The sequence below is a fragment of the Streptomyces sp. GL_141 genome, assembly GCF_057834385.1.
In genome coordinates this window covers 2,958,867-2,971,991 of the sequence record NZ_CM174402.1, presented here as the reverse complement: position 1 = coordinate 2,971,991, position 13,125 = coordinate 2,958,867, and the positions used below count along the sequence as shown (strand labels likewise).

At 69.4% G+C, this 13,125-nt stretch carries 12 protein-coding genes; 4 read left to right on the top strand and 8 right to left on the bottom strand.

Going from position 1 to position 13,125, the window contains the following annotated elements; translation table 11 throughout:
* Positions 1-70: 70 nt before the first annotated feature.
* Both xseA and AC3IX6_RS12530 read right to left on the bottom strand, forming a co-directional pair.
* Positions 71-1,294, bottom strand: a complete 1,224-nt coding sequence (gene xseA / locus AC3IX6_RS12535) for an exodeoxyribonuclease VII large subunit (RefSeq protein WP_489370191.1) — start codon at positions 1,292-1,294, stop codon at positions 71-73.
* Between the two features lie 9 nt (positions 1,295-1,303).
* Positions 1,304-2,743, bottom strand: coding sequence for an APC family permease (locus tag AC3IX6_RS12530; RefSeq protein WP_489370190.1), 1,440 nt, complete (start codon positions 2,741-2,743; stop codon positions 1,304-1,306).
* 87 nt (positions 2,744-2,830) lie between these two features.
* Between AC3IX6_RS12530 and AC3IX6_RS12525 the strand changes: the two genes are divergently transcribed.
* Positions 2,831-3,871: a 4-hydroxy-3-methylbut-2-enyl diphosphate reductase gene (locus tag AC3IX6_RS12525; protein WP_478687258.1), complete on the top strand. Its 1,041-nt coding sequence runs from the start codon at positions 2,831-2,833 to the stop codon at positions 3,869-3,871.
* 49 nt (positions 3,872-3,920) lie between these two features.
* Positions 3,921-4,673 (top strand): polyphosphate--glucose phosphotransferase, encoded by a 753-nt coding sequence (gene ppgK / locus AC3IX6_RS12520; RefSeq protein WP_489370189.1) that lies wholly within the window; start codon positions 3,921-3,923, stop codon positions 4,671-4,673.
* Between the two features lie 15 nt (positions 4,674-4,688).
* Here the strand turns inward: ppgK and AC3IX6_RS12515 are convergent, their stop codons facing one another.
* Complete coding sequence (locus tag AC3IX6_RS12515; RefSeq protein WP_489370188.1) at positions 4,689-5,087, bottom strand: DUF6542 domain-containing protein; 399 nt, start codon at positions 5,085-5,087, stop codon at positions 4,689-4,691.
* A 215-nt stretch (positions 5,088-5,302) separates the two neighbouring features.
* Here AC3IX6_RS12515 and ychF point away from each other — a divergent pair, with 215 nt between their 5' ends.
* A complete protein-coding gene (ychF, locus tag AC3IX6_RS12510) occupies positions 5,303-6,391 on the top strand; it encodes a redox-regulated ATPase YchF (protein WP_489370187.1) in 1,089 nt (362 codons plus the stop codon).
* A 112-nt stretch (positions 6,392-6,503) separates the two neighbouring features.
* Here ychF and AC3IX6_RS12505 read toward each other — a convergent pair whose 3' ends face one another.
* Positions 6,504-7,085, bottom strand: a complete 582-nt coding sequence (locus AC3IX6_RS12505) for a Uma2 family endonuclease (RefSeq protein WP_489370186.1) — start codon at positions 7,083-7,085, stop codon at positions 6,504-6,506.
* 108 nt (positions 7,086-7,193) lie between these two features.
* Here AC3IX6_RS12505 and AC3IX6_RS12500 point away from each other — a divergent pair, with 108 nt between their 5' ends.
* Positions 7,194-7,946, top strand: coding sequence for a hypothetical protein (locus AC3IX6_RS12500; RefSeq protein ID WP_489370185.1), 753 nt, complete (start codon positions 7,194-7,196; stop codon positions 7,944-7,946).
* A gap of 240 nt (positions 7,947-8,186) precedes the next feature.
* On the opposite strand, the gene AC3IX6_RS12495 is transcribed toward AC3IX6_RS12500, so the two are convergent.
* From AC3IX6_RS12495 to AC3IX6_RS12480, 4 genes are all read right to left on the bottom strand, one after another.
* Entirely contained in the window at positions 8,187-8,450 is a 264-nt protein-coding gene (locus tag AC3IX6_RS12495) for a type II toxin-antitoxin system RelE family toxin (RefSeq protein ID WP_054221840.1), read from the bottom strand.
* On the bottom strand, positions 8,443-8,712 hold the full coding sequence (locus tag AC3IX6_RS12490; RefSeq protein ID WP_019434848.1) for a type II toxin-antitoxin system Phd/YefM family antitoxin: 270 nt from the start codon (positions 8,710-8,712) through the stop codon (positions 8,443-8,445). Before AC3IX6_RS12490 ends, AC3IX6_RS12495 begins: the two co-directional genes overlap by 8 nt.
* 44 nt (positions 8,713-8,756) lie before the next feature.
* A complete protein-coding gene (locus tag AC3IX6_RS12485) occupies positions 8,757-9,200 on the bottom strand; it encodes a DUF4145 domain-containing protein (protein ID WP_489370184.1) in 444 nt (147 codons plus the stop codon).
* A 304-nt stretch (positions 9,201-9,504) separates the two neighbouring features.
* Positions 9,505-13,041, bottom strand: coding sequence for an NB-ARC domain-containing protein (locus tag AC3IX6_RS12480; protein WP_489370183.1), 3,537 nt, complete (start codon positions 13,039-13,041; stop codon positions 9,505-9,507).
* Positions 13,042-13,125 lie beyond the last annotated feature (84 nt).

Genomic DNA, 13,125 nt, shown 5'->3' with positions numbered 1-13,125 from the left:
CAGCCGTGCGAAGCACCCTGCCGCCCTGCCGTGCCTGCCTGCCGTGCTTGCCCTGCCTGCCGTGCCTGCCCTACGAGGACTCCTCGGCGGCGGTGACCCGCACCGGGAACTCGCCTTCCGCCACCCGCGCCCGCAGCACGTCGCCGGCCGACACGTCCCCGGGCGAGCGCACCACGTGCCCGTCGGCCCGCTGGAGCACCGCGTACCCGCGCTCCAGGGTGGCCGCCGGGGACAGCGCCACCACCCGGGCGAGGGTGTGCGCCAGCTCCGAATCGGCCCGGTCCAGCAAGTGCCCCAGGGTCCGGCGGCCGCGCGCCAGCAGCGCGTCCACCTCCGCCTCCCGGGTCTCCACCATCCGCTGCGGGTGGACGAAGACCGGCCGCGCGAGCGCGTGGGCGAGCCCCCGCTCCTCCCGGTCGAGCAGCCCGCGCACGGCGCGCAGCCCCCGGCCCTGCAGCTGGCGCACCCGCTCCAGCTCCTCGCCGACGTCCGGGACCACCTTCTTCGCCGCGTCCGTGGGCGTGGACGCCCGCAGGTCCGCGACCAGGTCCAGCAGCGGGGAGTCCGGCTCGTGCCCGATCGCCGAGACCACGGGGGTACGGGCCGCCGCGACGGTCCGTACGACCTCCTCGTCGGAGAAGGGCAGCAGGTCCTCCACGCTGCCGCCGCCGCGGGCCACGATGATCACGTCGACCTCGGGCATGGAGTCCAGCTCCTTGACCGCCTGGACCACCTGGGGCACCGCGTGCACCCCCTGGACGGCGACGTTGCGGACCTCGAAGCGGACCGCCGGCCACCTGCGCCGGGCGTTCTCCAGCACATCGCGCTCGGCCGCCGAGGCCCGCCCCACCACCAGACCGATCAGCTGCGGCAGGAACGGCAGCGGCTTCTTGCGGTCCAGTGCGAAGAGCCCCTCGGAGGCGAGGGAGCGCTTGAGCCGCTCCAGCCGGGCGAGGAGCTCGCCGATGCCCACGGGCCGTATCTCGGTGGCCCGCAGGGACAGCTGCCCGCGCGGGGCGTACCACTCGGGCTTGGCCAGTACGACGACGCGCGCGCCCTCCGTCACGGAGTCCGCGACCTCGTCGAAGACCTGCCGGAAGCAGGTCACGCTCAGGGAGATGTCGTGCGAGGGATCGCGCAGCGTCAGGAAGACCACCCCCGCTCCCGGCCGCCGCGAGAGCTGCGTGATCTGCCCTTCCACCCACACCTGGCCGAGCTTGTCGATCCAGCCCCCGATGAGCCGGGACACCTGACCGACCGGCAGCGGCGCGTCAGCCGACGAATTCAGACCCATGCACGCAGGCTAACCGCCAGAACTGACACCGGCGTCGGGCAGGGAGCCTTCGTCCCGCCCGCGTCGCCCGCGCTGGGCCACCAGGACGCCCAGGCCCACCAGCAGCCACACCGCCCCCACCAGTTGCGCCGTCCACGAGGCCTCGACGATCACCGCGATGGTCACGGCGGCGCCCAGGACCGGGATCACCAGGTGCTTGAACCAGTTCGGGGCCCCCTCGCGCCGCTTGACCACGAACCAGCCGACCACCGAGGCGTGCAGCAGCGTGAACGCCACCAGCGCCCCGATGTCGACCACCGACACCAGGTGGTCCAGCCCGTCGTCGCGCCGGGCCGCCCACACGGCCGCGATCAGCGTGACCGTCGCCGCCACCAGCAGGGCCGGGCGCGGGGTCCCGTCCGAGGTGTGCGCCAGCGCGCGGGGCAGCCGCCGCTCGCGGGCCATCGCGAAGAGCAGCCGGCCCGCCGCGGCCTGCCCGGCCAGGGCCGCGAAGGCGGCCCCGATGGCCTTGCTGACGGCGACCAGGTCGTGCAGCCACATCCCCACGGAGGCCTCGACCGTCGTGTAGAAGGCCGCGCCCTGCTTCCCCGGGTCGGCCGCCAGCTCCGCCGCCGTCAGGGGGCTGAGGAGGGCCGCCAGATAGGTCTGGGCGATGAACAGCACCCCGGTCAGCGCCAGGCAGAACAGCACCGCCCGCGCCACCTTGGCGCTGCCGCCCGTCACCTCCTCGGCGAAGGAGGCGATGGCGTCGAAGCCCAGGTAGGACAGGACCGCCACCGACACCGCGCCGAGCACGGCGGCCGTGGAGAACCCGCCGAGCGAGCCGTCCCCGGTGAAGGGGGAGAGCCAGGCGCGGTGCGCCGCGCCCCGGACCAGTACGGTCACCGCCGAGACCAGGAACACCAGCAGGACCGCGATCTCCATCGCCAGCACGGCGAAGCCCACGCGCGCGGCGGCCCGTACGCCCCACAGGTTGAGCAGGGTGGTCACGACCACGGCCAGGGCCGTCCACACCCACCGGGAGACCTCCGGGACCAGGGCGTTCATGGCGATCCCGGAGAAGAGGTAGGCGACCGCCGGGATCAGCAGGTAGTCGAGCATCGCCATCCAGCCGGCGATCAGCCCGGGACCCTCGCCGAGGCCCTTGCGGGCGTACGTGAAGACGGAGCCGGCCTGTGGGGCCACGCGCACCATCTGTGCGTAGGAGAAGGCGGTGAAGGCCATCGCCACCGTCGCGACGAGGTAGACGAGGGCGACGGCGCCGTGCGATTTGGCGTCGAGGGTGCCGAAGACCCCGACCGGGGCCATGGGGGCGATGAAGAGCAGCCCGTAGACCACCAGGTCCCGGAAGCCGAGACTGCGGCGCAGCGAGGTGCCGGGCGCGGCGGGTGGGCCGCCGGAAGGGCCGGGCGGGCCGGGCGGCGTACTGGGGTCCGTCGCGGACGCCATCTTTCCTCCGGGGGTATGGCCGGTGTGGATGTTCGACCCAGTTTGTGCCGAACGGGGGACCCCCGGCCTGCTGGACACCCCCGTACGATGGAGCCCATGACTGCTGACGCCCCCGCTCCCGCATCCCGCCGCGTTCTCCTCGCCGCCCCGCGCGGCTACTGCGCGGGCGTGGACCGAGCCGTGATCGCCGTCGAGAAGGCTCTCGAACAGTACGGCGCGCCGGTCTACGTGCGGCACGAGATCGTGCACAACAAGTACGTCGTGAAGACCCTGGAGAACAAGGGCGCGATCTTCGTCGAGCGGACGGAAGAGGTCCCCGAGGGCTCCATCGTGATGTTCTCCGCGCACGGCGTGGCCCCGGTGGTGCACGAGGAGGCGGCCCGCGGCAAGCTCGCGACGATCGACGCCACCTGCCCGCTGGTCACCAAGGTGCACAAGGAAGCGATCCGCTACGCGAACGAGGACTTCGACATCCTCCTCATCGGCCACGAGGGCCACGAGGAGGTCATCGGCACCTCCGGCGAGGCCCCGGACCACATCACCATCGTGGACGGCCCGCACGACGTGGAGAAGGTCACCGTCCGCGACGAGTCGAAGGTCGTCTGGCTGTCGCAGACCACCCTCTCCGTCGACGAGACGATGGAGACCGTCGACGCCCTGAAGACCAAGTTCCCGCTGCTCGTCTCGCCGCCGAGCGACGACATCTGCTACGCCACCTCGAACCGCCAGGAGGCGGTCAAGGTCATGGGCAAGGACTGCGACCTGGTCATCGTCGTCGGATCCAAGAACTCCTCGAACTCCATCCGCCTCGTCGAGGTCGCCCTCGACGCGGGCGCGAGGGCCTCGTACCTGGTGGACTTCGCCAGCGAGATCGACGAGGCCTGGCTCGAAGGCGTCACCACCGTCGGTCTGACCTCGGGCGCCTCGGTGCCGGAGGTGCTCGTCGACGAGGTGCTGGAGTGGCTGGCCGCGCGCGGGTACGGGGACGTGGAGATCGTCAAGACGGCCGAGGAGTCCATCGTCTTCTCCCTGCCCAAGGAACTGCGCCGCGACCTGCGCGCGGAGGCGGCGGAGCTCGTGGCGGCTCCGGGCGGGGCCTCGGGCGGCGCCTCGGGCGTACAGAAGTAGGCATCTCCCCGGCAGGGCGCTCCGGCGGGTCTTTTCGTACGGTGAGTCCATGGAGATCTTCGGCGTGGACATCGGCGGTTCCGGGATCAAGGGCGCTCCCGTGGACCTGAACCGTGGCGACCTGGCGCAGGAGCGCCACAAGGTACTGACACCGCAGCCGGCCACCCCCGACGGGGTGGCCGGCTGCGTCGTCGAGGTGGTGCGCCACTTCGACTGGGACGGCCCGGTGGGCGTGACCTTCCCCGGGGTGGTCACCGGCGGGGTGACCCGGTCGGCGGCCAACATGGACAAGGCCTGGGTCGGCGTGGACACGGCGGCGCTGCTCTCCTCGCGCCTGGACGGCCGTCCGGTGACGGTCCTGAACGACGCGGACGCGGCCGGCGTCGCGGAGATGGCCTACGGGGCGGGCCGCGGGGTCGACGGCACCGTCATCCTGCTCACGCTGGGCACCGGGATCGGCAGCGCGCTCTTCACGGACGGGCACCTGGTGCCCAACACCGAGCTGGGCCACCTGGAGCTGAAGGGCCACGACGCGGAGACGCGGGCCTCGGTGAAGGCGAAGGACGACGGGGACCTGACCTGGGAGCACTGGGCGCGCCGGGTCGGGAAGTACCTGGCGCACGTGGAGATGCTGTTCTCCCCGGACCTCTTCATCATCGGCGGGGGCGTGAGCCGCAAGCCGGAGAAGTTCCTGCCGCTGATCGAGGGCGTCCGGGCGCGGATCGTGCCGGCGGAGCTGCAGAACAACGCGGGCATCGTGGGCGCGGCGATGGCGGCGCGCTCGGCGGCGCCGGCGGAGTAGAGCGCCCGCCGCCCTTCAGGCGACGCGGCGGGGCATCCGCCGGCGGCCGATGAGGACGGCCTTGCGCACCACCGTGATCAGCGCCGCCACGAGCGTGCCGGCGTACAGCCAGCCGGCGTGCAGGGACAGTGCGGACACCAGCCCCATCACCTCGCCCGCGAAGCCGCCGGAGCCGCCCGACACGGGCCACGCTCCGGCGGCGAAGGCGATCGGGGCGGTGATCGGGGCGGTGATCAGGTCGGCGGGCCGCACCCACAGGGCGGTGGCGGCCGCCACGGGCAGGAACAGCAGGCCGTAGACGAACAGGGAGGCGTCGAACAGCAGCCAGTCGAGGCCGCCGATCAGGAACATCGCGGCGCAGGCGAACAGCCCGCCGCCGAGCCCGGTCAGCCGGGGCCGCGGCAGCCGGCGCACCGCTGCGGGCGCTCGCTGGGGGGACCGCCCGGCAGACCGCTCCGCCGGGTGACGTACCGTACGCGCCTTGTATCGCTCCACCCCACAAAACTAGGCGGGGAGGCCGCCGATCGCGTGCCCGGACACGCGTACATCAGGGCCCCCTCATCGGAAAGTAAACTGTCCGGTGGCCCACTCCGGGCCGCCGCCCCCTCCAGCTACGGGAAGTCGCCAACGTGTCGCTCACGATCGGAATCGTCGGCCTGCCGAATGTCGGCAAGTCGACCCTGTTCAACGCCCTGACCAAGAACGACGTGCTGGCGGCCAACTACCCGTTCGCCACGATCGAGCCGAACGTCGGCGTCGTCGGCGTTCCGGACGCCCGCCTCGGCGTCCTGGCCGGCATCTTCGGTTCGCAGAAGCTCCTCCCGGCCACGGTCGACTTCGTCGACATCGCGGGCATCGTGCGCGGTGCCTCGGAGGGCGAGGGCCTCGGCAACAAGTTCCTCGCGAACATCCGCGAGTCGGACGCGATCTGCCAGGTCATCCGCGCCTTCAAGGACGAGAACGTCGTCCACGTCGACGGCAAGGTCTCGCCGAAGGACGACATCGAGACGATCAACACCGAGCTGATCCTCGCGGACCTCCAGTCCATCGAGAAGGCGGTGCCGCGCCTGACGAAGGAGTCCCGCCTCCAGAAGGAGAAGGTCGCGGTCCTGGCGGCCGTCGAGAAGGCCGTGAAGATCCTCGAAGCGGGCGACACCCTCTTCTCGCACGGCATCACGAAGGGCACGGAGCAGGGCGACCTCCTCCACGAGCTCCACCTCCTCACGGTCAAGCCCTTCCTCTACGTCTTCAACGTGGACGAGGACGAGCTGACGGACGACGCCTTCAAGGCCGAGCAGAGCGCGCTGGTGGCCCCGGCCGAGGCGATCTTCCTGAACGCCAAGCTGGAGGCCGAGCTCATCGAGCTCGAGGACGACGAGGCGCTCGAGCTCCTCCAGTCGGTCGGCCAGGAGGAGCCGGGCATGGCCACCCTCGGCCGCGTCGGCTTCGCCACCCTGGGCCTCCAGACCTACCTGACGGCCGGCCCGAAGGAAACCCGCGCCTGGACCATCAAGAAGGGCGCCACCGCCCCCGAGGCCGCCGGCGTGATCCACACCGACTTCCAGCGCGGCTTCATCAAGGCGGAGATCATCTCCTTCGAGGACCTGGTCGCCTGCGGCTCGGTCGCCGAGGCCCGCTCCAAGGGCAAGGCCCGCATGGAAGGCAAGGACTACGTCATGCAGGACGGCGACGTGGTGGAGTTCCGCTTCAACGTGTAGTCACTTCGTTACTGCATGTGAGATAGTTTCGTCAAGTGTGCAGGTCAGAAGGGGTCGGACTCTAGTGAGTCCGACCCCTTCTGTATTCCCGTGCTGACTTGGTGCTGACTTTTCAGCTGCTTCGGGGCGGTGTGAGCTTGTCGAGGTCCAGGCTGACTTCGAAGGGGACCGGGCGCTGGAGCTTGCCCCGGAAGATGCCGGCGGGCGCGTAGGCGCCGGTGGGTTCGTCGAGCTCGTAGACGTGGACGACGGGTGCCCCGTCCTCGTCTTCGATGCACCAGTAGTGCGGGATGCCGGCCTCCGCGTACTTGCGGAGCTTTACTGTGCGATCGCGATGGGCGGACTCGGGAGAGACGACCTCGATGACGAGCTGGACGTCTTCGGGAGCGAACCAGGTGCGGTCACCGTCGAAGTCGGCCGTCGTCACCAGCAGGTCCGGTTCGGGACGGTTGCGTGGGTCGAGTTTGATGGTCATCTCGCGGCCGACTCTGGTGTCCGCGGGTACCTGCTCCATGAGCGCGACCGTGAGCATGGTGACGAGGTGGCCGTGCCACCACCTCTGGGGCGACATCATGAAGACGAGGGCTCCGTCGATCAGCTCGGTGTGGCGGGGTGCCTCGGGGAGGCGGTCGAGGTCCTCCGCGAACCAGCCTTCCGCGCGCGGCGGGCGCATCCAGTCGGGCAGTGCGGTCATGGCTTCACGGTAGCGGCCCGCAGCTCAGACTGGAGAGCCAACGATCCCGGTCCGTGGGTTTTCGGCAACTTGTCGCGCCATGACCGGCCACACGCCTAGCATCCGGCCATGAGTGACTCATCGGTCCAGGTCGCCACGGTGGTCATCTCCGTGGCAGCTCTCGTCTTCTCGACGACGGCCGCGTTTTGGGCCCTCGTCTACAACCGGCGCCAGGCCAGAGCAGTGGCCCAAGCCAACGCCCTCACAGAGAAGGCGCAACGCGAGCAGGCGGAGCCGTACGTCATCGTCGACATCAGGCCTCGTATCCCGGGGTCATCGCTACTCGTGCTGGTGATCGAGAACATCGGTCAGACCTTGGCCCGCAATGTACGAATCTCGGTGAGCCCTCCGCTGCAGACCACTCTTGGGGCCGAGCGGGCCGCGACGCTCAATCGCGCTGTTGGTCGCCCCATCGCCACCTTGCCTCCGAAGCGCCGAATTCCCTTCGTCATGGACATGGGCCATCAGCTGTTCTCCTCGGAGCTACCCAAGATCTACGAGTTTCGGGTGGAAGCGGATGGACCGTTCGGCCGCGTGGACCCGCTCATCTACACGGTGGATCTTGAAGCCCTCCGGGACAGTGCCCTAGAGACCGACTCGGTGGAGTGGAGTACCCATCAGATCGCGAAACATCTCAAGAGGAGCGCAGACGCGCAGGAGGAGCAGTCCCGCTCCGTCGAAGCGCTGATCAGTGAGGTACGGAAGCGGCTTGGACGGCAGAGCTCGGAGCGGACATCGGGTGTGGGTGACCCCGAATTGGCGGAACTCGCCCTCCTTGAGGTCCCCATGCGACCGCTGAGCGATGACGACGATTTCGAGTAGAGGTCAGCGGCGTAATCCCGTGCTGATTCTGTGCCGACTTGGCCCGCTTGGAACCACGTTTTCGCAGGTGAGAGCCCTGCACCGCACGTTCCGCTTCAACGTGTGAGCGGATGAAATAACACCACGTCACTGATCTGGCAACGATGCAGGTCAGAAGGGGTCGGGGTCGGTCGAGTCCGGCCCCTTCGTCGTCACCGTGCTGGATTGGTGCTGGATATTCTGACGTGGGGTCAGCGGCGATCAGGTCTCGTAAACGGTGGACCGGTGTCCTACGTGAACGACCCAGACCACTAGCTCTCCGTTGTCGATCGTGTAGACGACGCGGTAGTCGCCGACGCGCAGGCGGCGGCGCTCGGGCTGTGACACGAGTGCGGTGGTGTTGAAGCCGAGGGGGTCGGTCTCGAGCTCGGTCAGCTTGGCCAGGATGCGCAGCGCCATGTCGCGGGGAATCTTCCGAAGCTCGGCCTGCGCCTCGGGGCGGAAGACGGTTCGGTACTCACTCACCGCGTGCCAGCGTCTCCCTCATGATGTCCTCGATCGGGATGCCGGGCGCCGGGTTGGCCATGCGCTCATCGATGATCCGATTGATCTCGCGCTCTTCCCACTCCTGGTACTTGCGTAGGACCTCGATGGAGACGACGGCGGCGACTTCCTTGCCTCGGCGCGTAATGACCGTGGGCACGTCGTCGCGGTCTGCGCGCTCCACAACTTCAGCCAGGTGTGCGCGCACATCGCGGATGGACTCTATGGGCAGTGGCTGCGTCATGCGCTCAAGTGTACTGAGTGTGCCGTGTGTACACCACTGCCACGTCACGCGGGTGTGAGGCCCGTCGGTGATGTGGGGCTGGTGCCATCTGACGCCCTTGCGAGGCGCCGGGCCTTCTGCTTGGCAGACTTCGCGGGGGCTATGAACACTCCGTCCAGGACCTGGTCCATCAGCTCCAGTACCGCCTTTGCCTCGTCGGTGGTGAAAGGCTCATCCACGAGATCGCCGTGCGCGATGTCGCTTCCGGCATGTCTGATCTCGTCGGCAGCGTCCTTGACGTGCGGGTAGATGTGTCCGCCGGCCAAGAGCTCTTCGATCTTCTTGATCAAGCTGCCGCTTGCGATTCCCTTGCTCTTGGCTGCGGACTCGACAGCGGCGCGTGCCAGGACCGCCGCGCCCTGGTGGACCCCCACGCTGTGGCACTTCCAGGCGTCCGAGGCCGTCGCGGCGATCTGCCGCGGAACGCTCTCCGGGTAGGACTTGATCAATGGGCTCTCGGGGTACCAGCCATTGGGTCGGAAGTCCTCAATCCGTGCTTGCCCTGGGCGGCCCCAGAGCTCACCTTGGGCCAGCGATAGGCCACTGGATTTCGACGTATGGCAGGACTGGGGCTCGGGGCTTCTGAGGCGGCCCCGGCGTGCTGGATGTGCTGGATGAACTCGCACCGTGCTGGATTGGTGCTGGATGACCACTTCCAGAACCGCATTTCTGCAGGTCGGAGCTCTGTGTTGAAAGTTCCGCTTCAACGTCTGATCGCATACTGAAAGACGGCCTGACCTGCGATAACGCAGGTCAGGCCGTTTTGCTGTCCACCGCGGTCCGCAGGCCTCGGACGTGCGGGTCACCGGCGGCTGCCAGGGTGGCGGAGGCCGCGAGCACCCGGGCGAAGCCGGCGACGGCCCCGGCGTCCAGGTGCTCGATCGCCCCGTGGAGGTGCTCCTCCCAGTCGGGGCGGAACCCGTACGCGAGCAGGTGCCCCTCCCGGTGGGTGGCCGGGCTGACCCTGAGGAGGGAGCTCAGGTCGGGCGCCGGCAGGACAACGGGGATCCGGAAGATCTCGCGCTCCGCGGCGCCGGGGGCGAACCGGCTCTGGCCGAGCAGCAGGGCAGGGTCCACCAACCGTGCGGCTTCCTCGCACCAGACGGTCACGTGCCCCCGAACCTCCCCGTCCCGCGTGACCATCGGCGGAACCTGCCAGCCGGGCAGGTCGAGCGATTCACCGTTGCCCCGGGTCACCTGCAACGTGGTGGGGATCAATCGGCACCCCAGCCCCAGGGAGCGCAGTGCCGTGGCGAACGCCAGGGCGAGGAAGGTGGGGGAGGGGGCCGATTGCTTGCCCAGGTGATAGGCCGTGGCTCCGAGCAGGCCGTAGAGCGAGCGCGCATCCGGCGGAACGGCCCGGGCCAGGGTCACGGCCCTGACCCAGGGGAATTCGGAGATCAGATGCGTTCCGCTGCCGCCCGACGGCGGCAGCGGAACGTGGTCAGGCTCGTCCAGGCTTACCGTTTCGAAGGGTTCGTCAGAGGAGCTGTGTTCATCCAGCTCCAGGAACTGGCGCGCATTCACTGCGAGTGGCACGTGGCCCTGGCCCGCCGCCTCGAACAGCCCGAGGCTCTCCCGCATCAGAGTGCGGCACAGGTCCGGGTCTCCGTCGGGATCTCCCACCAGGTGCCGCGTCCAGGCGAGTACGGCGCGCCGGTGCATGACATGTGCGATTACTTCCGGCCCTGCTTCCGTGTGCGCCACGAGCAGTGCTTCGGCCCGGTCGATCACCGACCCTGCGGCTTGCAGGATCCAGGCATCGGTGGCCAGCCCCCTGTCGTGCCTGTGGAGACTTCCAACCATCAGGGCATGAGCCACGTCCACCATCTTGTCTGCGTGGTGGCGCACGAGGGTCACGGCTACCCGCTCGGTGGGTTCAGGGATTCCCGCGGTGATGGCGAGGGCCTCTTCCAGCCGACCCGTGGACGCTTTCACGGTGGCGTCCAGGAAGTGCAGATCCGTGCTCGCCTCCGCCTCTGCCGGGGCTTCGGCTTTGGCCTGATCGATGGTCATGGCCGCGTCGTCCCAGTTCTGGGTCCACACGAACGACTGCACCCGTTCCAGCCGGATTCCCAAGGCGGTCGACGGCGGTACGTCCTCACGCTGCAGAACCGCCTCGAGCCTCGCGCCGGCACGGGCGATGTCAGCGAAGCGGTCCGTCGCCACTGCCGCGCGCATGTCGGCGACGTGCGCCAGGAGCAGGTGCTCCACGCCCTCGGCGTCGAGCGTGGCCATGCCTTCCAGCAGGTTCCAAGCGATTCGTGCCGCTTGCGCGGCTTCGTCGAACCGCGACTGATTGAGCAGGCAGTGGGCCAGGGTGGTCGTCGTCGCGGCTCGCCGGTAGACGGGATCGTCCACTGCCCCTTCGTCGGCGCACTCCACGATCTCCAGTGCTTCACGCAACAGTCCCTCGCTGCGCGGCAGATCACCGTGAATGTTCGAGATCGCTCCCGCGACATTGGCCAGCAGTGCCACCGTGTTGGCATCCGCGTAGCCACTACTGGTCACGCGATGCGCCACATGGACCGCATGCTCGATCAGTGTGGCGGCCTCAGCCCAGGTGGCCTGTTTCTGGCAGTCCACCAGCCGCTTCACCAGCTCGTCCTGGAAACGTCCCTGCATCATGCTGACGGCCTCGCTGTCCAGCATCGCGTGCACGACTTCCTGGACGATGCGGTGGATTGCGAGCAGGCCGTCCCGGGGGTCGACCAGGGAGAATCTGCGCAGCTCCGCCACGGCACCGTAGACGGCCGATCCGGTGGGAAGGTCGAGCGCCGCGAGACGCAGCGGAATGAAGTCCGGGGCGAGCAGCGCGCAACGCGCGAGCAGCCCTGCGGCGAGATACCGTCCCGAGCCCTCGGGGGAGTTCAGTGCCTGATGGAGCACCTTCCCCACGCTGAGGGCGACCGCCGCGGTCAGGGTCGCCCCCTCCCGGTAGTCGAGCGGGATGAATCCGGTGTCGTCGAGCAACTTGGCCCGGCAGTCGGCGAGTTCGGTCAGGTAGACGTCGAGTGGGCACTGGGTCGCCACGATGTAGCCGGTGGCCTGGGCGATGCCGAGTGGAATGCCCTCCACTGCCTCGACCAATGCGGACACCTCGGACGGGGAGTAATCCGGCAGCCGTTCTCCGGTCCAGGCAGCGGCCTCCTCGGCGCTCATCCGTTCCACGACCAGCCCGCCGTCCGCCACGGCCCAGGCCGAGTCGCGGGTGGTGACCAGCACATGCGCGCCCTCGCAGGCAGGCAGCAGGCCTTGGATCTGCTCCCGAGCCGAGGCGTTGTCGTAAATGAGCAGCAGCTTGCTGCCCAGATGCGCGAGGCGCAGGCCGACCTGAGTGACGATCTCCGCGTCGGTGGCCGGCTCGGTCTCCTGCCGCTCTTCGGCGACCATCCGCCGATAGGCGGCGACGACGTCCTCCCGGGTGTCGGACGGGATCCACCAGACGAAGTCGTACCTTTCGCGGTTCCGGTGGGCGTACAAGCGGGCGATGCTCGATTTGCCGATTCCGCCGAGCCCGGACATCACCATCCGAACCGCGCCCGCATCGGGCTCGCTGTCGAACCGCTCCCCGAGCGCCGCCAGTTCCAGGTCCCGGCCGCGCACACCAGCGGCCGAGGGGACCTCGCGGAAGAGCGCGCGGCCCGGACCGGGCCGCTTGACCGCTTCGGCCTCAGGCGCCGCACCGGGGCCGTGCAGGAGCCCCGGAAGCTCGTCCAACCGGACCGTGCGCCGCGCGAGCAGGTGGTCCCCGGACCACTGGAACATCTTCACGAACAGTGCGTCGACCGTGCTGTCGACGTCACCCGCGGCCATGGCGACGGGGGAGAGCCGCAGCAGTTCCAACCGGGCCTGGTCGAGGATCTGCTCCCACGGCCCGATCCGGGTTTCGATCTCCAGCCGTCGCAGCACCCCGTGGTCGTCTGCGGTGAGCCCGATCGAGGCGGGCACGTCGTCCTTGCACTCTGCCAGCCATCGGGCAGGGTCAGGTACGGCGCGGGCGCGCTCAACCGCCTTCCGCAGCGCATGTCCAGACGGGTGCACGGGGGCATCCGAGAGGAACCGGAGCACTGCCGTGCCGCCGGGATCCGCGGCCCCCCAGCGGCGGGCCAATCGCACCAGCTCCAGCCCCGACCACGAGCCCGGCTCGACGCGGGTCTTCGCCTGCGCGAGCAGCAGCGGCTGCCCCTGCCCGTCGCGCACCTCGAAGTCGATGGCCTCGTCGGCTCCCTCCACCCGGAAGGCCGCGGCATCCGGGTACTCCTCAGGGGTGCGGATGAGCTGCAGCATGGCGCAAGCCGTTTGGAACCCCATGCCCCGTGCCGTATCGACTCCGCCCATGTGGTGCATCCCCCTTGGCCTCGGCTTGCCCCT